Annotated in this window: 16 protein-coding genes and 1 CRISPR repeat array; of the genes, 6 read left to right on the top strand and 10 right to left on the bottom strand. The window is 42.6% G+C overall.

The genetic code is table 11. The features are described from left to right. Nucleotides 1-8 precede the first annotated feature (8 nt). Nucleotides 9-1,433: an MBL fold metallo-hydrolase gene (locus PCIT_RS21695; protein WP_010364282.1), complete on the top strand. Its 1,425-nt coding sequence runs from the start codon at nucleotides 9-11 to the stop codon at nucleotides 1,431-1,433. A gap of 449 nt (nucleotides 1,434-1,882) precedes the next feature. Here PCIT_RS21695 and PCIT_RS21690 read toward each other — a convergent pair whose 3' ends face one another. Continuing rightward, complete coding sequence (locus PCIT_RS21690; RefSeq protein ID WP_010364284.1) at nucleotides 1,883-3,055, bottom strand: MerR family transcriptional regulator; 1,173 nt, start codon at nucleotides 3,053-3,055, stop codon at nucleotides 1,883-1,885. A 31-nt stretch (nucleotides 3,056-3,086) separates the two neighbouring features. After that, nucleotides 3,087-3,590, bottom strand: a complete 504-nt coding sequence (locus PCIT_RS21685) for a GNAT family N-acetyltransferase (RefSeq protein ID WP_010364285.1) — start codon at nucleotides 3,588-3,590, stop codon at nucleotides 3,087-3,089. Nucleotides 3,591-3,865: 275 nt separating this feature from the next. Here PCIT_RS21685 and PCIT_RS21680 point away from each other — a divergent pair, with 275 nt between their 5' ends. The 3 genes from PCIT_RS21680 to PCIT_RS21670 all read left to right on the top strand — a co-directional run bounded on the left by PCIT_RS21680 (nucleotide 3,866) and on the right by PCIT_RS21670 (nucleotide 7,659). After that, entirely contained in the window at nucleotides 3,866-4,654 is a 789-nt protein-coding gene (locus tag PCIT_RS21680) for an SDR family NAD(P)-dependent oxidoreductase (RefSeq protein ID WP_010364288.1), read from the top strand. A gap of 7 nt (nucleotides 4,655-4,661) precedes the next feature. Next, nucleotides 4,662-5,672, top strand: coding sequence for an AraC family transcriptional regulator (locus PCIT_RS21675; protein ID WP_040696141.1), 1,011 nt, complete (start codon nucleotides 4,662-4,664; stop codon nucleotides 5,670-5,672). A 208-nt stretch (nucleotides 5,673-5,880) separates the two neighbouring features. Continuing rightward, nucleotides 5,881-7,659, top strand: a complete 1,779-nt coding sequence (locus tag PCIT_RS21670) for a putative bifunctional diguanylate cyclase/phosphodiesterase (protein WP_010364292.1) — start codon at nucleotides 5,881-5,883, stop codon at nucleotides 7,657-7,659. A gap of 68 nt (nucleotides 7,660-7,727) precedes the next feature. Here the strand turns inward: PCIT_RS21670 and PCIT_RS21665 are convergent, their stop codons facing one another. After that, nucleotides 7,728-9,269 (bottom strand): carotenoid oxygenase family protein, encoded by a 1,542-nt coding sequence (locus tag PCIT_RS21665; RefSeq protein ID WP_010364294.1) that lies wholly within the window; start codon nucleotides 9,267-9,269, stop codon nucleotides 7,728-7,730. 32 nt (nucleotides 9,270-9,301) lie between these two features. Next, nucleotides 9,302-9,724 carry a DUF2141 domain-containing protein gene (locus tag PCIT_RS21660; protein ID WP_010364296.1) on the bottom strand — a complete coding sequence of 141 codons (423 nt, stop codon included), beginning with the start codon at nucleotides 9,722-9,724 and terminating at the stop codon, nucleotides 9,302-9,304. Nucleotides 9,725-9,960: 236 nt separating this feature from the next. Here PCIT_RS21660 and PCIT_RS21655 point away from each other — a divergent pair, with 236 nt between their 5' ends. Continuing rightward, a complete protein-coding gene (locus PCIT_RS21655; RefSeq protein WP_010364298.1) occupies nucleotides 9,961-13,800 on the top strand; it encodes an ATP-binding protein in 3,840 nt (1,279 codons plus the stop codon). A gap of 157 nt (nucleotides 13,801-13,957) precedes the next feature. Continuing rightward, nucleotides 13,958-14,200 carry a hypothetical protein gene (locus PCIT_RS21650; protein ID WP_010364300.1) on the top strand — a complete coding sequence of 81 codons (243 nt, stop codon included), beginning with the start codon at nucleotides 13,958-13,960 and terminating at the stop codon, nucleotides 14,198-14,200. A 61-nt stretch (nucleotides 14,201-14,261) separates the two neighbouring features. On the opposite strand, the gene PCIT_RS21645 is transcribed toward PCIT_RS21650, so the two are convergent. From PCIT_RS21645 to PCIT_RS21620, 6 genes are all read right to left on the bottom strand, one after another. After that, entirely contained in the window at nucleotides 14,262-14,732 is a 471-nt protein-coding gene (locus PCIT_RS21645; RefSeq protein ID WP_010364302.1) for a hypothetical protein, read from the bottom strand. Between the two features lie 913 nt (nucleotides 14,733-15,645). Further along, nucleotides 15,646-17,354: direct repeats of the CRISPR family, unit length 28 nt; unit sequence TTTCTAAGCTGCCTGTGCGGCAGTGAAC. A gap of 146 nt (nucleotides 17,355-17,500) precedes the next feature. Next, on the bottom strand, nucleotides 17,501-18,181 hold the full coding sequence (cas6f, locus tag PCIT_RS21640) for a type I-F CRISPR-associated endoribonuclease Cas6/Csy4 (RefSeq protein WP_010364306.1): 681 nt from the start codon (nucleotides 18,179-18,181) through the stop codon (nucleotides 17,501-17,503). A gap of 9 nt (nucleotides 18,182-18,190) precedes the next feature. After that, a complete protein-coding gene (gene csy3, locus PCIT_RS21635; RefSeq protein WP_010364308.1) occupies nucleotides 18,191-19,216 on the bottom strand; it encodes a type I-F CRISPR-associated protein Csy3 in 1,026 nt (341 codons plus the stop codon). A 24-nt stretch (nucleotides 19,217-19,240) separates the two neighbouring features. After that, nucleotides 19,241-20,191 carry a type I-F CRISPR-associated protein Csy2 gene (gene csy2 / locus PCIT_RS21630; protein WP_010364311.1) on the bottom strand — a complete coding sequence of 317 codons (951 nt, stop codon included), beginning with the start codon at nucleotides 20,189-20,191 and terminating at the stop codon, nucleotides 19,241-19,243. Next, on the bottom strand, nucleotides 20,188-21,480 hold the full coding sequence (gene csy1, locus PCIT_RS21625; RefSeq protein WP_010364313.1) for a type I-F CRISPR-associated protein Csy1: 1,293 nt from the start codon (nucleotides 21,478-21,480) through the stop codon (nucleotides 20,188-20,190). Before csy1 ends, csy2 begins: the two co-directional genes overlap by 4 nt. Further along, nucleotides 21,473-21,697, bottom strand: coding sequence for a hypothetical protein (locus PCIT_RS21620; RefSeq protein WP_010364315.1), 225 nt, complete (start codon nucleotides 21,695-21,697; stop codon nucleotides 21,473-21,475). The genes csy1 and PCIT_RS21620 overlap by 8 nt, the downstream gene beginning before the upstream one ends. Nucleotides 21,698-21,782: the final 85 nt, after the last annotated feature.

Raw genomic sequence — 21,782 nt, 5'->3', positions numbered from 1 at the left:
GATACGATTTGAAAACCCTGAATGCTTATTTTTGCATAAGTCTGTGTGCTACCGCTTTTACTGTCCACGCATCTGACGCTCATACCGTCATTAGTAAACTCAAACATCATTATGCATTTGCACAAAATCTCGATAAGCTCGCTATAAGCTACACCAGTCAAAGTGAAACGCGCTTTCAAAGTAACGACTTTCGTACTCCTTTTACCATCCATAGTCGCTATGACATACAACTAGACACCACAAAACAGCAGTTCTTTTTCCATGATCAACACGTTTTTCCTGGTAACTATATCTTCGATGAGAAAATCGTCCACCAACAAGGAAAAACGATTTTATACGACGTGAATGGCTTCACCAAAGGAAAGCAATTGCGCTTTATCGACTACTCTTTGCAAGACTTAAAAGAAGATATGAGCATAGAAATCGACTTTTTGGCCGCCTATGCCTTTTTGCATGATGGCACCGAGAAAACAGCGCAGTTTAACCATGCTAATAACTGGGTCGAGTTAACTCAGCGTGATGATGAAGAAGAACAAATCACTTATCGCTTCACGCTAAGCCCCATTAATTTGTCTTCTATCAGTTATAAAAACTCTGCTAGTTCAACCGTATTTAGCGCCCCCCAACACAGCCATAACTTTACCTTCGCAAGCGCTGTACAGCATATTGAAAACAACACTTTACAAGAAACCGTTCACGTTACTCGGGTCGCGCCTATTACGCACATACACCCTGAACTATTAGAAGTGCCACAAGGTTATGGACCGTTCATAGACGACCAAGAAAAAAACTTACAATGGGCTCAAATTGCCCCCACATTATATTTAATCAATTACGTCGCTGGAAATCGCCACGTACTTGTACAAGAACACTCTGATGGCTTGACGGTATTTGGTGCGCCCAGTTCGCGTGAAGTCTCTGAACAAGTGATCGCGCTAATACAAAAAAAGCTACCTCAAAAACCTATATCGCAAGTTTATATAACACATGGACATAGTGATCATATGGGCGGGTTAGCAGCCTATGGTGAGCGCGGTATAACCCTTGTCGTTGACCCACACAGTATTGCAGCGATTAAAGCGTATCCAAAGTTCAGTCAATATGCAGCGAATTGGCGCTTTAAAACACTAACACATGGACAAACACTAGATGGGGTAAAATATTATTTACCAGAAAACTCCCATGCTCATGGACAAAGCTTTGCCTATTTCATCGATAGCCAAATTATTTATCAGGGGGACTTTTTAGAGATCCCCTTTGATAATACTCTACCAACCCATATGGCAGATGTTGAAAAAGAGTTTATTGAGTTCTTAAAATCAGAAAAAATTGTGTATAACCGAATTGTTGCACACCACCGAAACAACAATATCAGCCCTGAGGTTGTTGATGCCTATTATCAGGCGCATCATGGCAAGGTCGCGATAAAATAAGTCAATCACACGCTAGGTACTGTAGGTAAAATTGCATTTAAGGTGAGCAGGCATATAAAGCACAAAAAACTGGCTCTGTTTTTTTATTGACTTAGATGACTTTAAAACCGTCAATGATAGTTTAGGCTATTAAACAAGGGGGGACGCTTTATTAATAATAACGACACAAAAAATACAAGAAAGCATCAGCGCGAGTGATTTATTGGCCCACCTAGGGGCCTCACGCCTATCACTCACGACAGTGACTACTTAGAGATGGCACATCGCATCTTGCAAAAAGTTGACATCAACTACAGCGCGGACAATAAAAATGCCACCCGACTAAATATGTCATTACAACCCATGCAGATCCAATTGCAATACCCGTAAAGTGGAAATGTGTAAAGGGGCTTTACAACACGCTATTTTTGATTTTCCAAACACCCTTAGCCTATATTATTACATGCTACTTAGAGTCTCTTGGTGTTTACAACAATAAACATATGATAATCATACGCCTCGTGATGGGCATTATAAAAGTTGATTTCATCTATTAAGCATTTTAACGCATCTGAGTTTGCCATCTCTGGGAGTAAAGTATTTATTCGCTGCTGCAATGGCTGGTAATAGTTATTCCATGCAGATCCTCCGAGGCTAAAATCAGCCACTAATTCATAGCCTGCTTCACTCACCTGTAAGCGGCGAGTATCTAATGTTTGCATATCTGGGTAAGCCTGCTCCCAATACGTTGCTACCTCCTCACTAACACTTTGAGTATTAAACACTAAATCACTAAAGACGAGTACACCATTGGCGGTTAAAAGCGCCTTCCAAGATTTTAGCGCCTGCTCGACTCCCATAATATAGGCTGCACCTTCAGACCAGATCAGATCAAATGTTTTGTTATGAAAAGGTAACTGTTCCATACTCCCACAAATGGTGTATACAGTGGCCGTTTTTGACAAAGACATCACTTCATTCGACAAAAACGTCAATGCCGACTTATTTGTGTCAATCGCTGTAATGCTGGCATCCAAATTTTGCGCCAAAATACAGGTCGAAGCGCCCTTACCACAGCCAATATCTAGTACTGTTCTTGGCGTATTCGGCACCTTAGATAAGGCCTTTAAAGTGTCATTATGACTCCCCGGCCCCCAGCGTAATAACTCATCAAATATCAAATTAAAGTCATTCATATATTGATCATGATGGGTCATCGCTTTTGATAACCACTTAATTTGAATCGCTTCTTGTGCATTAAACCCTTGTGCATTTAGCCATTGCATGTAAGCACTTGGTGCATTTTTTATCGCCATTTCATGCCATGGTTTTTCATTACTAACTAAGCTTGCGAGTAAATGACGAGACTGCTGTTTACTTGCAATCTCTTCATCTAATTTCACTAAGCGATTTGCCAATAAATCTCTATCTAATTTACTGTCTAACGTCATCTTGCACTCCATCAAAGAGAGACCGCCTTGATGGAGCTGTTGGATAAGCTTAATACGCTGAACATCAGTTTCACTGTAAATACGGTATCCGTTATCAGCTCGGCGCCCTTCGATCAGGCCTAATTTTTCATAGTACAGTAAGGCAGTGCGTGACATGCTTACCTTAGTCGCGAGCTCAGAAATACGATACACAGTTCACCTCTTATTTTATGATGAAACGCTGCTAACTTTTCACAGTAAATGCTTCATGATAGGTTACTTTCCCTACTGCTAATGAGTGTGAGAATGCCAACACCGTAAAATATTCAGCGGGCACGCCGTCTAACGCCAAACGAGTATCTGATTTAAAACCAAAGCGCGCATAATAACCAGGTTCTCCAAGCACCACACACCCATTTGCTGATAACGCTTTGAGTATATCTAACCCCTCACGGATCAACTCAGAGCCAACCCCCTGCCCTTGAAATTCAGGAAGCACCGATACTGGGCCAAGTCCAAACCAGTTTTCACTGCCATCGGAAATACTGACAGGAGAAATAGCCACATGCCCAATAACATTACCCGCTTGCTCAGCCACCAGCGACACAGTTAACGCCCCCGCTTTACGTAAAGCTTCTACAATAAAATGCTCAGTACCATCACTGTGCGCTGCATTCATAAACGCATACCGTGTAACTGCTTCAATAGATTGTACGTCGGTTGTTTTTTCACGTCGAATAATGCCCATATATAATTCCCCTTATAAACACGTGTTGTTTAGTCAAAATACAGCGCATTTAACATGCCTACTGCAATGAATAAAGCTGACTCTAAACTATAAAGGTCAACAAGTATTACTTATAAGATGCGACACTCCCCGATGGATCTCATGCTGAAAATATCACAGATATGCGCTGCGCTTTTAATTGGCACATATTGACAACTTAGTGGCGCTAATCGCTAAAGCTTGGCACCTTTTACTTCGTTACAATGTACTCACACACTCAAACATAGAGACTTATTATGACTTCATCAAATACTGCACTTATCACAGGGGCATCAAGTGGCATTGGGCTTGAGCTGGCGCATGTTCATGCAAAACAAGGAGGTGACTTAGTCGTGGTTGCGCGTTCAATTGACAAATTAGTGGCGCTTAAAGAAGAGCTTGAAAATACATATGCCATAAACGTATTAGTGGTTGCCGTTGACTTATCACAGCCCGATGCAGCCAAACGCGTCTATGACCAAACTGAGCTGAATAATATTGAGATAGAGGTATTAATCAATAATGCAGGATTTGGTGGCCATGGTGAATTTCATCAACGAGATATCAATGCCGACAAAGCCATGATCCAAGTTAATATCACCACACTCACAGAACTGACCCATTATTACTTAAAAGGGATGGTCGCAAGAAACAGCGGCAAAATTCTCAATGTGTCATCTACCGCTTCATTTATGCCAGGGCCGTTACAATCAGTATATTACGCGACTAAAGCGTACGTTACCTCATTTACCCAAGCCATTGCGCAAGAGCTTGAAGCATACAACGTAACCGCAACGGCGTTATGCCCAGGTGCTGTCGCCACGGACTTTGTTAAAGCTGGTGACTTAGACGGTGTTGGGGTATGGGATAACGCAAAAACGGCGCAATCAGTGGCTCAAGTAGGCTATCGGGCTATGCAAAACGGTGAACTTGTGGCTTTTAATGAGTCTGGGTTAAAATTCTTAGTGAATTGGATCACCCCTTTGCTCCCGAGAAAACTGGTATTAAAATTATCTCGTCAAGCAATGGAAAAAACCGCAGGGTAATATAGCGATGAAATCTACAACGAAATTTTCAATATCGCCAAAATGGCAAATATTCATGACCGATATCGGTATTGACCCACTAGACGTGTTGAAATGCGCCCATTTACCCAGTGATTTGTTTGCACGTAATGATTACACCTTATCGGCTCCTGACTATTTTTCGTTGTGGCGTGGCTTAGAAATAGCTGGCAAAAATAAGCAAGTGCCGCTTCTACTGGCTGAACATATGTCTGCCGAAGCATTCGACCCGCCTATTTTTGCCAGTTTATGTAGTCCTAATTTTTTAGTCGCAATGCAACGCTTAAGTACGTATAAGCCGTTAATTGGCCCAATGCGACTGGATGTACAAACACTACCTGAGCACCTTTTACTCACCGTAGAATGTTACGGTAACACTGAACCACTGCCTAATATGCTGAGTTTATGTGAAGCAATATTTTTTGTGAGGCTTGCCCAAATTGGCACCCGAGAAGCGATCACACCGAGCCATGTAATCCTTCCAGAGCTTCCCAAAGACATCACGCCATATCGCGCATTCTTTCAGTGTGATATCACACAAGGCGCGCAAATGAGCATTCAGTTTAATCTAACAGATGCATTGCGGCCCTTTTTAACCTCCAGCGGCGCCATGTGGGACTTTTTTGAAGACAAACTCAACCGCAAACTGAACGAGTTGAGTGCCACTGCATCTACTTATCAACGCGTTAGAGCCGTGCTGTTAGAGACATTGCCCAGTGGTGAATCTCACATTGAAGCCATTGCTAAACAGCTGGCAATGAGCAAGCGGACTTTGCAGCGTAAACTGGCCAACGAACAACGTTCTTTTCAAGATGTATTGCTGAGTGTCAGAACCGAACTGGCAAAGCATTATCTGGCAAAGTCACAGATCTCTTTAGCGGAAATTTCGTTCTTACTGGGCTTTAAAGAGTCAAGTTCCTTTAACCGCGCCTTTCATGAATGGTGTGGCCTGACACCAGGCCAATTTAGGCAATCTCACACTTCTCTGGCAACACTGTAGCTGTTGTTGTCCTGGCATTATTAACCAAGGCCTTTTATTAACATTGTATGGCCGATGAGCAGCTGCCAAATATCGTCAACTTCACCATGACACTGCAGAACAAAGTGCTAAAAAAGCCAAAGTGATTAAAAAAGCCAAAAATCTACGCACAACTAACTCTGCGGTGCTAATGTAATTATTATTAACATGATAATGTCATGAGGCGTGAGTGCTAGAGAATTTAAACATTACAAAAAAGTTCCCATTTGTCATGATAAGTTTTGCTCTTTTGTCGGCTTTAGTAACGGGTATTATCGCTTATACAAATACCTCAGAAGAGCTAAAAACAGCCGCGCAAGACAAGCTTTTTTCACTCCTCGAGTCACGAAAAGCGACATTGCATTACTATTTTTCTAATGTCACCAATGATGTGGTTTTCCATGCCCAAAGCTCGACTATTCGAAATGCGCTATCAGCGTTTACTGGTGCATGGGCTGAGCTGGGTAGCTCGCCCACAGAGCAATTGCAAAGTATCTACGTAGAAAAGAACCCATACGCTGACGGCCAAAAGCGTGCCTTTTTGTCTACCAATAACCTGACCCGTTATGATCGAGTACATAAACAATATCACCCCGAATTTTTAAATTTAACCACCCTAAACCAGTACCACGATTTATTTCTTTTTGATACGCAGGGTAACCTCGTTTATACCGTCGCCAAAGAGCATGATTTCGCTACCAATGTTTTAACTGGTGAATGGGCCACTACCCATCTAGCCAGTCTTTATACCAACATAATGAGCAGTAACCAGCCAAGTAACGTCCTATTTGAAGATTTTCAATCTTACCTACCCAGTAACGGAGATCCCGCGGGGTTTATTGGTACTCTAGTCACCAACATGCATGATGTGGTCATTGGGGTACTGATTTTACAAATGCCCATAGAACCGCTCAACGCAGTAATGCAAGTAACTGCCGGTATGGGAGAATCTGGTGAAACTTATATCGTGGGCCCAGATAGGCTAATGCGCAGTGATTCACGTTTTTTTGCAGGAGAAAGCATTTTAAAAACGAAAGTCGATACGCCGTCAGTAAACATGGCATTCGATGGGAACTCAGGTGTTCATATAATTACTGACTACAGAGGTATCTCTGTGTATTCGGCCTACGCGCCATTTAACTTTGCACAACTGCGTTGGGTCATCGCAGCTGAAGTCGATGAGCATGAAATAATGCAGCCCATTTATAATATGAACTACTTTTTCTTTATTAGTACCTGCATTGTTATTAGTGTGATCTTACTCTTTGGCTATCTGCTCTCTGCCAACATCGCTCGGCCCATCGTGAATATGACTCATATAATGAATCAGTTGGCTGATAATAACTTAGCAGTAAATATTGGTGTTGCTGAACGCCAAGATGAAGTTGGCTATATGGCCAAAGCGCTTAATATTTTTAAGAAAAACGCCATAGAAAGAGACAAACTCCAACAACAATTGGTGTATCTGGCTAACCACGACCCCTTAACCGGTTTGCCATCGCGTCAACACGGTACTCGCCATTTATCAGAAATGGTTGCTCAATGTGATCTACAGCAGACGAAACTCGCCCTACTCTTTATTGATTTAGATGGTTTTAAAACCGTCAATGACACCTTAGGCCACACTGAGGGAGATGCATTACTAAAAAAAGCAGCGCACAAGCTACAAGAAAGTGTTAGAACCCATGATCTTGTAGCTCGACTGGGCGGAGATGAATTTGTTGTGGTGTTAAGCCCCATTACAACAGACAATGACTATATAGATATCAGTCATCGAATTTTGCAAAAAATAGATTTTAATTACAGTACAGATAACAAAACAGCGCATGTAACCGCGAGTATTGGTATAGCTGTTTATCCGGATGATGCCCATTCAGCACAAGACTTAATTCGGGTGGCTGATTTAGCCATGTATCAAGCGAAAGGTTCGGGGAAAAACAAAGCCAAAAGATCTGCAAACAATCTATGAGCAGGCGTAACGCCATAGACGAACCTGCTTTTATTTATACCACTGTTGCATGGTGTTATCGCGTTCTTTTAAATAAATGTACCATGCAGCCCCAGCGGTAAATAATAAGGTAAATTGGCATAAGCCAGTGGCCCATCGGGTATACGCTCAGCATCAAATACGGCCAGTCCTGTCGCGCCTTCAACAAAATTAATATAGCTGTGTATTAAATACCCCTGACCTTCACGCGTGGCATTGTCTTTGGCAACAAACAATGGCTCTTCCACCATAGTATTAAGGCCAAAGTCAAAACTCTCCAACGTATCTGTTCGCTGACTATACCGCCCTACTGCATTAAACTGTGAGCGAGCACTTTGTTTGCCCGTGGTTACGCCCGTTTGCCACTCGCTTTGCTGCTGGCTAAATCGTGCATCAAACATCGGGAACTCCATATCGCAGTTACTGCGTACTAATCGCGCTTGGCGTTTTGTTAAATCGATGACAATTTGGCTGGCGTTGGCTTTTTTGTTACTTGGCTTTTCACCAAGCAAGTCGGCCATTCCGGTATGATAGACATACGCATCATCATACCAGCAAGTATTCAGCACTAAGTTATTGCCTTGCTGCCAGCTATTGCCAAAATGAAAAATAAAGCCCGGCTCAAAAGGAATGCGATGCGCCGCTGTCAGCGTATTCTTATCAATCACCAATAACTCACCGCCGAGATGTGGCTGCCACTTAAAAGACTCAACATAAACATCCGATAACCGGTCTAAAACCAAAGGTGACAAATAAAACACCAAATATTTATCGGTAATAGCAAAGTCATGAATATAACTACTTTGCGACAATTCAATCAATTTAAACTCTCGTAGCACGCCATTCGCCTGTAAATGGTAGAGCACCATGGTGGGCTTTCCGGCATAAGAAATATTACCAAAATTCCAAATACTGCCATCACGATCATGATGTGGATGAGCAGAAAACGGCACGCCATCAAGGGCATCGTTAAATTTAACTTGCCCGAGTGTATCGAGTGACGCCCGATCAACACGGTACGGTGAGGCCGCTTCCCACATAGCCCAAAGTTCGCCTTGGATTGGTAGCAGAGCCGTATTTGCTTGGCTGACACTTTGTGCACTGGTGGGTAATGCGGCACCGTCAAATCGCGTCCCTGTACCTGAATATACAAACTTATCAGCAGCGCTTTCTTCTATAAATTTATGCGTGCGGACAAATTTGCCCTTGTGAGTCATGCCTTGTTGCGATAACGAGAAGTGGTTAACCATGCCATCGCCATCGAAAAAATGCTGATACCGCTCATTACCACGGGCGCGTTGTGCAGGGCCATTACGATATAAATCATGACCAACTAGCTGCTCTGGCAACTTGCCATGCCATGGTTGAAAATGTGCAGGTATATCCTTGTTTACCCCTTCATAACATCGTAAACGGTTATTGGTATTAAGCGCAGCCTGGAACTTTTTTGCATAAGGGCTCAAAGTGTCCTGAGTATTGTTTGATAGAACCGAAGACGCCAAACTTGACGCGCTAAACCCCATTGCTGACGACGCAACAGTTGAAGCTAGCGTTGATGAGACTGCGGTACTTAAAAATTGACGACGGTTCATGGTTTTCTCCTGTTTGGCAATAAGCAAATAAATTAACGTAGTTCAATATCAGTGCTGATACTTGTGTCGTTAACATTGACTGCTAGTTGCGTAAACTTAGGCGGCCCCATCAAACGCGGGTTATTACTAAATCCATACGGTTCGTTTGGGATCCCCATGAGGTTACGACCTAACTTCCCATCACCATTAAGGTCTTGATATACCATTACAGCGTACTGACCTGGGTCTAAATCGGCCACTGAAAAAGTGACACTCTCACTGTTTGATTTTTGCTCAAGCACTTCAAATGCTTGATATTTTTTCATTCCCTGTGCAGAATTATAGATTGCAACCTTAAGGGTTCCCTGATTTACTCTGACCTTCTGTAAATTTATATTAAGCTGCGCAGCCTGAGCTGAAAGTGCCATACTAGTTAATACAATTGCAGTGGTTGTGAAACGCGTTAAATTTTTCATATTCTTCCTGTTAGTTATTCTTTGCTGTTGATGGAATGTACTTTAACGAATTGATAAACCACGTACCTGTTGCATATGTCATAAACACACCGTGACAAATGTCATGATGTGTTTAATTGCCAAAAGTAAGCATTCATATTTGACCCTTATTTGGCTGATAGAATTTTAGATGATGCAATAATTGGCATTTGACACTGATAGCTTATACTTTGATGATCCCGAGCAGGGTAATAACTATGAAGAGAAAACCAGTGCATATTCGCTCTTTTGCATGGATGAAAAGCCACTATGTAAATATTGTTCTAACAGCGATGCTTAAGTTAACACTGGCCATTGGTGCATTTGGCTACGCCTCTGCCAGCCCCTTGGTACATTACCCCTTTAGCCAACCTGTATTTCAAAACATTGATGACGAAGAACAAATTATCAATGGGGTGATCACCTCAGGGCTTGTCAGTCAAAATGGCGTGCTGTGGCTCACCACTCAAAGTGGCTTAGTTGAATACGACGGCTATCACTTTAGTCGTTATAAACATAACAAAGATGATATTAACAGCCTGCCAGGTATGTACATTTTTAGTATTGCTGAGCAGAAAAGTGGCTTAATTTGGTTGGCAACACGCAGCAATGGACTTGCCAGTTTAAACCCCAAAAATGGAAAAATAACCCGCTTTAATACCACCACCGTACCAGCAAAACTTGTCAGTAATTCACTGCGTAGTGTATTTGTCGATTCGCAGCAATCAATCTGGGTTGGGCACGATAAAGGCGTTAATAAGCTCGATGCCACAGGGCAAACCAGCCAACAATACCCCTTGCCTCAAAACCTAAAAGGGGTTACCTACAGCATTTTTGAGCCCAGCCCTAACGTGATCTGGATTGCCGGTACTTATGGTATTGTTGAAATTAAAAATAACATAGCCCAGCCCATAGATGCCGTTGCTCATTTAAATGTCAGAGATATTATTTCAGATGATCAAGGCAATTTTTGGATAAGCACCCATCGCGGTATGTGGATCTGGGATGGTAAAACACAAGTTACAGCGCCTAAGAACATACCTCCCGCAGCTCAAAAGTCGTATTTTAGAAATGCCGTGCTGGCTGAAGATGGGCATATATGGGCCTCAAACTATGGCAAAGGCATTTGGTTATTTGACGCTAAATCACAGACGTTTTTACGCCAATTTGTACACGATCCTTCTAATATTTCTAGCCTCACATTTAACGACGTAGGTAAAATAATAAAGGGGCCTGACGACTCTTTATGGGTGGGTAGCTGGGGAGGAGGATTGCAACGCTTAGACTTAAATGGCACAGGTCATTTTGCCCATATTCGCCACTCATTGATAACCGATGTAGGACTGAGTAACGGTAATATTCGCGCAGTCGCCACCCTTGATAACGGATACTGGGTATTTGGCAGTAAAAATGGTGGGATTGACGTATTTGACCCAAGTATGGGCAAAATTGCTCATATTTCTCATACAAGCACAGGGGAAGCACTGACCAGTGTAATTTCATTAACACAGGATAGCAGCGGCAGAGTATGGGCAGGTACTCATGCTCAAGGGCTCATGCTGCTTGATATACCCAATAACGTTGCGATACCCAAAAAAATAGAGGGGCTGCAATCGGTGTCACTGTTTCGCTTACTTGCCATGAGCGATGGTCGTATTGCCGTGGGAGCCAACCGAGGCGCATGTGTAATTGACGCCAACCTCACCCGCTGTGATTTTATAAATAAACCCGACAACCAACCCTTACTTGATAGCATTACCAATTTATATGAAGACAAGTTTGGTAATTTATGGGTAGCGTGTCATCTCGGTCTCTTTAGATTCAAACCCAATGCCACATTATTTGAGCAGTTTAGCGCTCACAATAGCAATATTAGTAATAACTACGTATTGGGTATGATCACCAATAAAAAAGAGGGGCTCTATGTGGTCACCTCGACTGGCTTTGATGAAATACTCGACGCCAACGCAGATACCCCGCAGTTTTTAGACAGACAACACGATATGAAATTAGGGGGAGCCAAGCCCGGGGGCAATGCACTCATGGATGAAAGCGGCAGGCTATGGAGTGGCGCAACCATTTTAGAATTTGATAAACAACAATTACACCAATATGGTGCCGATGAAGGGTCAAATATCGGCACTGCTTGGCTTGGCTCATTTGCGCAAAGCAACCACAGCGCCATGCTTTTTGGGGGCACCCGCGGCGTACTTATTGTTGAGCCCAATGACTATATGCCCCCCGATCATAAAAGTGAAATCGTCATTCGTAAATGGCTGCAAGGCGGTAAAACGGTCACCGTTCCCACTAATACAGTGCCGATACTTGAGTCAAATGGCCGTGCTTTTAGCGCGCAAATTGCAGCCATTGACTTAGTGTACTCTAAACACATTACCTATGAATATCGGCTCGACGGATTAGACACTGATTGGCATACACTGGATGAGAATAGCCGTTGGATCAGCTATACAAATTTAACCCCCGGCCGCTACCAGCTAGAGGTGCGCGCCAAGTATAATATTGTCACCGGTCACATTGCACCATTAACACTGCCTATTCGCGTGATGCCTGCTTTTTGGCAAACACAGTGGTTCAAGCTGCTCGTTGCGCTGAGCATCATTTTATTGATCAGTGCACTATTTAAATGGCGTATCGACATAGTAAAGGCCCGAGCCAAATACCTAGAAACATTAGTCGGGCAACGCACCCAAGAATTAGCCGCAATCAATAAAATAGGTCGCCAATTTACCAGTCACCTCACTTTAGATGAGGTCTTTCACGATATATATGAACATATGGCTGGCATTGCCTGTGCCGACACCTTTGGCATAGGCTTAATTGATTCTGACCGCGAACACTTAATATTTGAATTTGCGACAGAGCAAGGCGTACGCTTTGATACCTACAAGCGTTCATTGGATAACCGTGGGCAGCTTGCCGTGCATTGCGCCATAAAAAACCAAAGTATTTTAATTAGTAACTATGATCAGCAATTTGACTTGTATCACCCAAATCCAGACTCTGCCAAGCACACCCTGAGCAATGGTGAAACAGGCGCGCAAGCGGTCTCAATGATTTATGTGCCTATGAGTATACAAAAACAAGTGATTGGCGTTATTGGCATGCAAAGTTTCAGAGAAAACAGTTATTCTAAAAACGACATCACCATACTTGAAACACTCGCCTCGTACGCGGCAATTGCGTTAGCAAACGCCAAATCTCATCAAAACTTAATAGAAGTACACGAACAATTAAAAGTCAGTGTAGATCAACTCAAAGCCACCCAAGAAAAGCTCGTTATGCAAGAGAAAATGGCCAGCCTCGGCCATCTTGTTGCTGGTGTGGCGCATCAGGTAAATACCCCTCTGGGTATTTCAATGACAGCACTTTCAACGCTAGATGAGAGCTTTAAAGCCCTCGAAGATGACTTTAACAATAATCAATTAAAGCGCCAGACATTAGAAGGGTTTATCGACCGTTATCAGCAAGCCCATGCGTTAATGACCCCTAACTTGCATAAAACCGCCGAGTTGATCCAACAATTTAAGCAAGTCGCCGCCAGTAGCAGCGACACACAGGTCTCACATATCGATTTACCTGAACTGTGTAAACAAGTCATTGCGGTGGCCGCAACGCAAGCCACATTGCAAAATGTAACACTGTGTTTAGACACACAAACACCGCTAGTAATATATGCAAATACCAACTCTTTAAATCAAGTCTTGCTGATTTTAATTAATAACGCGCTACAACACGCCTTTAAAGGCCAAACAATCAAAGAAGTGCGCTTAAGCTATTACATTAGCGACCAACGCCTTATTATTCGTTGCCAAGACAATGGCCAAGGTATTTCACCAGAACGTATCGATAAAATATTTGATCCCTTTTTCACCACATCCATAGAGAATGGGGCAATTGGCCTTGGCTTAAGCATTGCCTACAACATTGTGCATCAACACTTTAACGGCACCATAAAATGTTTTAGTGAGCTTAATAGAGGGACCTTAGTCGAAGTCACATTGCCAACCGACACCTTATTGCAAAAGCCAGCATCATGAGCTGGCGCCATCATTTGATAGAAAATAATTCATACAAAATACTGTGACGGCTGCGTACTTATATGCTATTTAAATAAGCGTTAAATGGCGTGTTCACCGTGCTTATAAAAAGCGCGGTCAATGCTCAATAAAACAGCTCATGCAAAGGGTTTGCACAATGAAAAGAATGACACAAAGACGAAGACACATTTGGTTTTTTATGTATTCTCAACAGCACCGTTGCCCTACTCACTCCAAGGTTAATGCCAGCACCGAGACCGAACACGGCACCACAACGCAAAAAGTAGCCAGTGATATAAAAAAGCATCATGCAGATCCCACTAAAGCAGCAGACCGCTCGACCTCAAAGCAAACACGGCACATATCCGCTGCAAAGTACTATTGTGATGAAATAGCGTGATGAAATAGCATGTTCAGAAACAGGGCACTCCAAACAGCGCTCTTTGCTAAAAGTAACCTTATTAAGCGCTCACATGAAAGCGACCACCACCACCACCATATTGATAGCTCTCTAAAGTATTTATCAACGTTTTTGAAAATTGTATTTGCGTGCTCGGCGCGCCATTTTGCATCTGGGTTTGCAAGCGCTCTTTTTGCAGTGCGATCACATCAACCTTGGTGTTCTCTGCCGATTGTAGCTGCGCCAAAGACACCTCCCCACTTGCCTGATTTAAGCCATTTTTTGTTGCCCCATAATTCAGAGACAACGCCGCGTGCTGACCTAAAGACAACGTTCCGTCTTCATATAAAGCGTGTGACGCAGAAGACAGCTCTTTCAGTGTCATATTAGAAAAGTCATACTGTTGCTGGCCCACCTTTTCCGCAGCTTTTGCCTCAAGCGGCGCACTCTTTCCGCTTTTTTGCGTATCAGGTGCTGCAGGTGATTTAACTTGATAGTGAGCATAATCATAAGCTTGGTTAGCGATTTTCATTTTACATATCCTTTGCAAAGCATCTGCATTAAATATAGGCAAAACGCATACCGTAACTCACTAAAACAATGGATTCTGACCTACGTCAGAAAGACGAGTTGTTTGGCACCTTACTCGTTGGCGGGGCTTTATGCCACGCTTATTTCTCAGTAGATTCTGACCTGCGTCAGAAAGACGAGTTGTTTGGAACCTTGCTCGTTGGCGGGGCTTTATGCCGCGCTTATCTCTCAGTAGATTCTGACCTGCGTCAGAAAGACGAACTGTGCTTCATGCCGCGTACATATCCGCCGCAACCACCCTTCGTCTCCCTGAACTCGTTTCAGGGTCCAAAAAGCATCCAATATAGCGTTTTAAATCCGTCCATGGAGCTGAGTTACATCGGTCGTTAACTGCATGGATGCAGGTACTTAGCCCGCAACCACCCTTCGTCTCCCTGAACTCGTTTCAGGGTCCAAAAAGCATCCAATATAGCGTGAATAATCCGCCCATGGAGCTGGATTACATCGGTCGTTGCCTGCATGGATGCAAGTACTTAGGTCCGCCGCAACCACCCTTCGTCTCCCTGAACTCGTTTCAGGGTCCAAAAAGCATCCAATATAGCGTGAATAATCCGCCCATGGAGCTGGATTACATCGGTCGTTGCCTGCATGGATGCAGGTACTTAACTCGTTGGCGGGGCTTTATGCCGCGCGCCACAATGCAACCCCCCTTCGTCTCCCTGAACTCGTTTCAGGGTCCATAAAGCATCCAATATAGCGTGAATAATCCGCCCATGGAGCTGGATTACATCGGTCGTTAACTGCATGGATGCAGGTAATTAGCTCGTTGGCGGGGCTTTATGCCGCGCTTAGTACGCATCGGTCATCCATGACCTCACTTCTTCGCGCTGCGAAACTTCGTTTCGGTCACTCATCACCTAAGCTGCCTGTGCGGCAGTGAACACAAGGTAAGAGTTTATCGAAATTTAAACAATTTTCTAAGCTGCCTGTGCGGCAGTGAACTAGAGCGGATATCGACTGTATAGCAACCCTTATTTCTAAGCTGCCTGTGCGGCAGTGAACCGATTGATAAAGGAATTGTGAGCAATTGACCTTTTCTAAGCTGCCTGTGCGGCAGTGAACGTAAAAATACAAGATACGGTCGCAGAGGCTAATTTCTAAGCTGCCTGTGCGGCAGTGGACCGAACATATATTTAGGCTGGTGTTAAATGGGCTTTCTAAGCTGCCTATGCGGCAGTGAACAAAGGCCGAATGAAGCTAGATTTTTGAAGTTATTTCTAAGCTGCCTGTGCGGCAGTGAACAAATAGTAACCATAACTGCAAGTCCTATTTTATTTCTAAGCTGCCTGTGCGGCAGTGAACGAACTTCTACCATCTCGCCATTGTCCCCAAATTTTCTAAGCTGCCTGTGCGGCAGTGAACTATTAGGTGAAGTGGCCGCAAACGACCCCATTTTTCTAAGCTGCCTGTGCGGCAGTGAACATAATCGAAGAGCTAGCAAAGCTTGCTGATACTTTCTAAGCTGCCTGTGCGGCAGTGAACCTCTGCTTCACCAACCCAATCGTAATCAGAGCTTTCTAAGCTGCCTGTGCGGCAGTGAACTTCTGTGATCTCGTTATCACCCTGCTTAATTGTTTCTAAGCTGCCTGTGCGGCAGTGAACTTTTAGCCGGGTATACCGGCGCATATTTGCGCTTTCTAAGCTGCCTGTGCGGCAGTGAACACAATGTATTATCGACATACGCAAGCCAGAAATTTCTAAGCTGCCTGTGCGGCAGTGAACGAGGGTTGATTGACGGGGCTTGGTGGTGTGTATTTCTAAGCTGCCTGTGCGGCAGTGAACCAATACTCGTATTCACCCTCAAATATTCTGCATTTCTAAGCTGCCTGTGCGGCAGTGAACAATTGAACGTAAAGCGCGTACATTGCTAAGCACTTTCTAAGCTGCCTGTGCGGCAGTGAACAGGGTTAGCATGTAGTTATGTGCGCCTAGAATTTTCTAAGCTGCCTGTGCGGCAGTGAACGCGCCAGCAAGCAGTGATAGCAATTGCGTATTTTTCTAAGCTGCCTGTGCGGCAGTGAACTGGTTGGGCTGGGTAATGTGCTGTCTGGTATGTTTCTAAGCTGCCTGTGCGGCAGTGAACTTGAGTACCACCGCGCAATTTTGTTCAAGCGTTTTCTAAGCTGCCTGTGCGGCAGTGAACCTCTGTTGTTCTGTTACCACAACCGCGCTCGCTTTCTAAGCTGCCTGTGCGGCAGTGAACCATGTAGTTATGTGCGCCTAGAGTGGCTAATTTTTCTAAGCTGCCTGTGCGGCAGTGAACTTTTATGCTGTGCAAGTAAGGCGATGCAGCAATTTCTAAGCTGCCTGTGCGGCAGTGAACCACTTCGCATTGTTTGGAATGTTGCAAGGTCATTTCTAAGCTGCCTGTGCGGCAGTGAACTCAGGTGGTGGTATAAGCCCTGATGCTGCTAATTTCTAAGCTGCCTGTGCGGCAGTGAACGTCGTATATTTTCATAGCCCATAATTGCGACTTTTCTAAGCTGCCTGTGCGGCAGTGAACGTATTTATAAAACCGTAGGTTAGTGAAGTCTTTTTCTAAGCTGCCTGTGCGGCAGTGAACAATAGATTATCATCATAAAAATAAGTTACAACAAGTCGTTACGGCTAAAATACCATTTTAACCATATAAATAACGACCAATTGTAACTTACTGTTTTATAGTTACTTTTTAAAGAGCGAAAAATAAAGGGTTTTTAAAGGGTATTATTACCCTTCAAACCAAGGCACTGCCGATTGCTCCTCTTCAGAACGTCGGCTTAAGCCATGACATGTAAATAAACCTATTTGATTAAGTGGTTGTGTGACAATTTCGCATTCAATAAACAACAAAAACTTTTTTCGATCTTCTGCACTGAGTAATTTATCAGATGAAAGACTACGTAAGTTGATATAAGGTAAAGTTGAACGCTCTTCAAGCTTTGTTATAGATACCATTAAACGTTCTTTAACTTTTGCCAAATCAAAACCATTTTTGGCGGCAATTTTTGCTGCTCGCGAATCTATTTCTTTTATTAGTTTTGCCGGTGACTTAAAGTTCTTACGCTTAAAGTAGGCATACTCTGTCACATCATTAGGTACTTCTTTTATAGCCTTGATATGGACATAATCATCTAAACGATTTAACCACTGTGCTATCTTTAGGCCATCTAATTTCTCATATGTTTGTGCGAACATTCTCAGCTTATTTCCTAATGGAAATACTTTACTATCTTTATCTGATGAGCCTAAATGGCGGTACTTTGGAAATGACAAAGCAATCTCAGAATTTTTATCACTGATTTTATGTTCAACCAACATGATATGTATTTGTTGATAAACCTTGTGCCACAAAAAACCAAGGTTAGTTTCAGCATCTGGCAATAAAGTAATATCGAGGTAATATTTCATCTTTCCTCCTTACTTATCACTTTCACCAAATACACCACCACGCACTAAAATAGCCATAACATAATGCTCTTGCTCGATTGATTGCAACTTTTCACCTCGAGCCCATGCATCAAAGAAAGTATAAAAGTCTTGTTTAGCTGCTGGTGTTCTATAGGCTCTTCCTAAATTCGTTACGGCGCCATAAGGTTCCATAGCAATGGGACCCGCGCTGCTATCTGGATCAGAAAAATCAGGGTACCAAGTATCAATGGTGCGCAACGCATTACCCAGTTTTTGGGAGTGCATTGCTGCAATGCCTTTTACATCATATAACTTCTTGCTTTTCTCACCCTTCCCCTTATCAAGGATTAACTCTTCACTTGGGTACACCTCTTGCGCTCTTCCTATTTGCGCAAAACAATCAATATCAAGCAGTAAAAAGTCTTCTTCACTACCTAGAGCCTTTGCTATATGACTTGCTAGTTCAGCTATTTTTTCATCATTGTGGTCAAAATGTTTGGTGCTAAATTGTTTTGCATCAAATGTCCATTTTTTTTCTACATACTTATTTCTTGCAGATACAACAACTTCAATATTTTCAGCACCAACTCGGTTACGCCATAAGAATCGAGCATTTGCAATATTGGTCGCATATCGATGTGCTAATTCAGTAAATTTATGCTGTTCAATATACCCTAATGCGGCATTGCGATAACTTTGTTTAAACTGTGCATTGTTGCACGCAGCAGGTTCAGTAATACCACCCAAAACTTTTATAGTAAATTTTAAATTAAGTGTATCTTGCTCAGGCAACAAAGCACACGCATCCACCTTCTGCAAGTTAGGTTTTTCAACTTCGGCATTCAGCTTCGCGGGGTCGCCTTTAATAGCTGCTTTTAAACGGTTAGAGATTGTACCTCTTACAGACTTTGGAGTTAAATTCAATGCCTGTACTTCATTACGGTTATTCCACGCAGTGCCATACATATACCCGTCACTGGTAACCAATTTTTTTTCAAACGCTAATACTGATGCTATATTTTCTTTTTTAGCCATGGTGATTATCCTTTCTGTAAATGATTAAAATTCTGATTCGATTGTTGCTTCGCTTAGATCTGGGTCTTCAGCTTCCATAAAGTGTTTTTGCTGACACAAGTAGTAATCATCTTGGGTATGGTAACGCCAGAGCATTTGTTCAACAAAATGTATCCGATGCGGCATTTTAAATTCGCCTAAAGTGACTAGGCTTTCAGCAAAGCGGTGCGGCGTGTCAGGATCCCTCTGGTTTTTAGCCTCTGCTTGCGCACTAATACCATAAAACCCTGTTGCTATAGGTACAATCCAGCCTACAGACTTTTCATCAGCTAATTTTCGGTGTTTTTTCCACGTAACGTTACCATTTCCGTCTACTTCACAGCTATGATGAATCGTTAGGTACTCAGTTAAAGCCGTTAATGCATCCTGCCCACCTCCCATCGCGGCCATCATTAATTCCCTTCGTTCAATTAACACAAAACCTGGCATTAAACTGCGTTGTACGTGTTGTAGTTCCTCATCATTACCTTCGGTAGCATTTAAACAAAATGGCGGCTGAAAGCCCTTTATATCCCCCCCCGCAATTTTCATTTTTGCATGCAGTAAGTGTGTCATCTCGGTTAATAGCTGCTCTCGTTCGTCAACACTTATATCGTCAAACTCAATCAGTAGGCTAACATCCAAATGACAACGCGCTTCTTCAATAAATGCTGAACGTGCTCCAGTCTTATCTAAGGGGTTTGCAGTGCCTATAATCGAGTGGACAAAATCGTTCTCGCCTTTATAAGTTTGCAAATCAATGTCATGACTAACAACGCCAACCGCGTTAAACTTAACAGGAATATTTTTTACATTTAACTTTCGCTGCAGTGCATGCACAGCACCCAACCACGCAGTCATTGCAGGAAAGCCAATCGTAAAAGGGCTCGATAATGCGTTCGCATTATGTATATGCAAATGAGGGATGATCAGCAATTTTTTAACTTCCCCAATCATCGTAAAATCTCCTTATTTTTTAACACTATTTCTTGCATCTTGAGGTATTCACCATCACTGAATTTAATCGCTTTTTTACCCAAAGTACGTTCATAGCCATAAAACAAAAAACTGACAATTGAGTTGCATATTGCTTCCAACCAATTATCGCTCGTCAATCGTTCCGTTACTTTGTCATGGCAAAGCCAAATTCTTTGCGCTGCTGGCAACGTCGAAGTAAGCTTATTAAACTGTTCAATAGAAACACTTCTTATCGTAAACATTTGCTCAATAACATGATCGATTACCTCTTGATACAATTCATCACGTTCTGAGCGGGTGTGCATATTGTTATGATATTCATTTGGTAAAAGGTACAGCTTATGAAGCGCTTGAAACTGCTTTATGCACTGTGAATAACGCACCGTTTGAGAGAAAAAATCGCTCGTCGGAAAATGGAGGTCTCTGCTTTTCAATTTTGGTGGCATACTCATCAATAAATGTGCTTTTCCACCATGCTGGTTATTTAACACACTGATATTTTGGGGCTTAGTTCCTCCATAACCAATAGTTGTCAAGTCGATGATTTCTTGATGTGATTGATGAACTTGATTCGCTTTACGTTGCTCTCTCGCCTGCTTAACCTCATCACCAAAGCGCATGTTATCCAAGCGCTTTCGTAATTCAAAAACAATACCTGAAGCCGTCAATAATGAAAGTTGATGGTAAGGTTGAGTATGCTTACTTTCATCTGTTATTGGAAAGTAAACTTGCTTTATTTTTGAACTAGTTACAACCTCTTCGCTCGGTGCTATCATTGCTAGCAAACCTTCTTTTAATACTTCATAATCTGAAGGTTCATTCATCGCCGTACTTCTAAACAGATTTATTGCTAAATTACTATCTTGCTCTAAGTGTTGAAGTAACGTTTGCCCATTTTCAGTGACAATCGTTAAAAACTTATATACATCTAGAGCTGCTGCATTTCCTAACGCATCCGCCTGCACAGCCACATTACCTGAGCGTAAAAAACCATCGTTACAGCGTTCACTTTTAGCAATAACTGAGCTGACGTAGCCATTTTTATTCTTCCTTGCACTTGGGTGACTAAATGTACAAGGGTGGGTAGAAATCGATATTTGCCCCGCCCTTTTTGCTGCATTGGGTAACCATACCCGTAGACTAAAAATAGTCTCACACTCCATATGCTTATCTTTTATTTCATCATCAGAGAATGACGCCTTTATATTCTTTTTAAGCCAAGCTGCTTTTCTTTCTTCAAAGAAAGTATCTATTGCTTCATCAATCATCGTTCCTTCCTATTTGCTTAAATACAAACAATTGCTTTAACGAAAATAAGTACTTTTTTATACGCTCACCAACGCCCAGTAAGCGCTCCACTTCTTGCAGTTTTGATATACCTACGTCACCATTTTTCTTGTCTCTTAATGTAACTTCCTTAGTTTTAATGGTACTCTTTGTTATCGTTTCAGTTTCTGTCTCGGTAATCACATAACGTTTATCCATACAATGAATTACTCTCAGTGGCTCGATTTTTAACCATCCTAACTAATACGAAACAAAAAATCAACACCATGCAATACAGTACATA

It is taken from the genome of Pseudoalteromonas citrea (assembly GCF_000238375.3).
In the GTDB taxonomy this organism is placed as follows: domain Bacteria; phylum Pseudomonadota; class Gammaproteobacteria; order Enterobacterales; family Alteromonadaceae; genus Pseudoalteromonas; species Pseudoalteromonas citrea.
Note: the sequence above shows the minus strand (reverse complement) of the source record. Positions and strands in the feature narration are given on the sequence as shown.

Bases quoted from the DNA above. Each gene is read 5' to 3' on its own strand.
- PCIT_RS21685 (WP_010364285.1), bottom strand. From the start codon at position 3,590: ATGGGCATTATTCGACGTGAAAAAACAACCGACGTACAATCTATTGAA.
- PCIT_RS21680 (WP_010364288.1), top strand. From the start codon at position 3,866: ATGACTTCATCAAATACTGCACTTATCACAGGGGCATCAAGTGGCATT.
- PCIT_RS21675 (WP_040696141.1), top strand. From the start codon at position 4,662: ATGAAATCTACAACGAAATTTTCAATATCGCCAAAATGGCAAATATTC.
- PCIT_RS21665 (WP_010364294.1), bottom strand. From the start codon at position 9,269: ATGAACCGTCGTCAATTTTTAAGTACCGCAGTCTCATCAACGCTAGCT.
- PCIT_RS21660 (WP_010364296.1), bottom strand. From the start codon at position 9,724: ATGAAAAATTTAACGCGTTTCACAACCACTGCAATTGTATTAACTAGT.
- PCIT_RS21655 (WP_010364298.1), top strand. From the start codon at position 9,961: ATGAAGAGAAAACCAGTGCATATTCGCTCTTTTGCATGGATGAAAAGC.
- PCIT_RS21650 (WP_010364300.1), top strand. From the start codon at position 13,958: ATGAAAAGAATGACACAAAGACGAAGACACATTTGGTTTTTTATGTAT.
- PCIT_RS21645 (WP_010364302.1), bottom strand. From the start codon at position 14,732: ATGAAAATCGCTAACCAAGCTTATGATTATGCTCACTATCAAGTTAAA.
- cas6f (WP_010364306.1), bottom strand. From the start codon at position 18,181: ATGAAATATTACCTCGATATTACTTTATTGCCAGATGCTGAAACTAAC.
- csy3 (WP_010364308.1), bottom strand. From the start codon at position 19,216: ATGGCTAAAAAAGAAAATATAGCATCAGTATTAGCGTTTGAAAAAAAA.
- csy2 (WP_010364311.1), bottom strand. From the start codon at position 20,191: ATGATTGGGGAAGTTAAAAAATTGCTGATCATCCCTCATTTGCATATA.
- csy1 (WP_010364313.1), bottom strand. From the start codon at position 21,480: ATGATTGATGAAGCAATAGATACTTTCTTTGAAGAAAGAAAAGCAGCT.
- PCIT_RS21620 (WP_010364315.1), bottom strand. From the start codon at position 21,697: ATGGATAAACGTTATGTGATTACCGAGACAGAAACTGAAACGATAACA.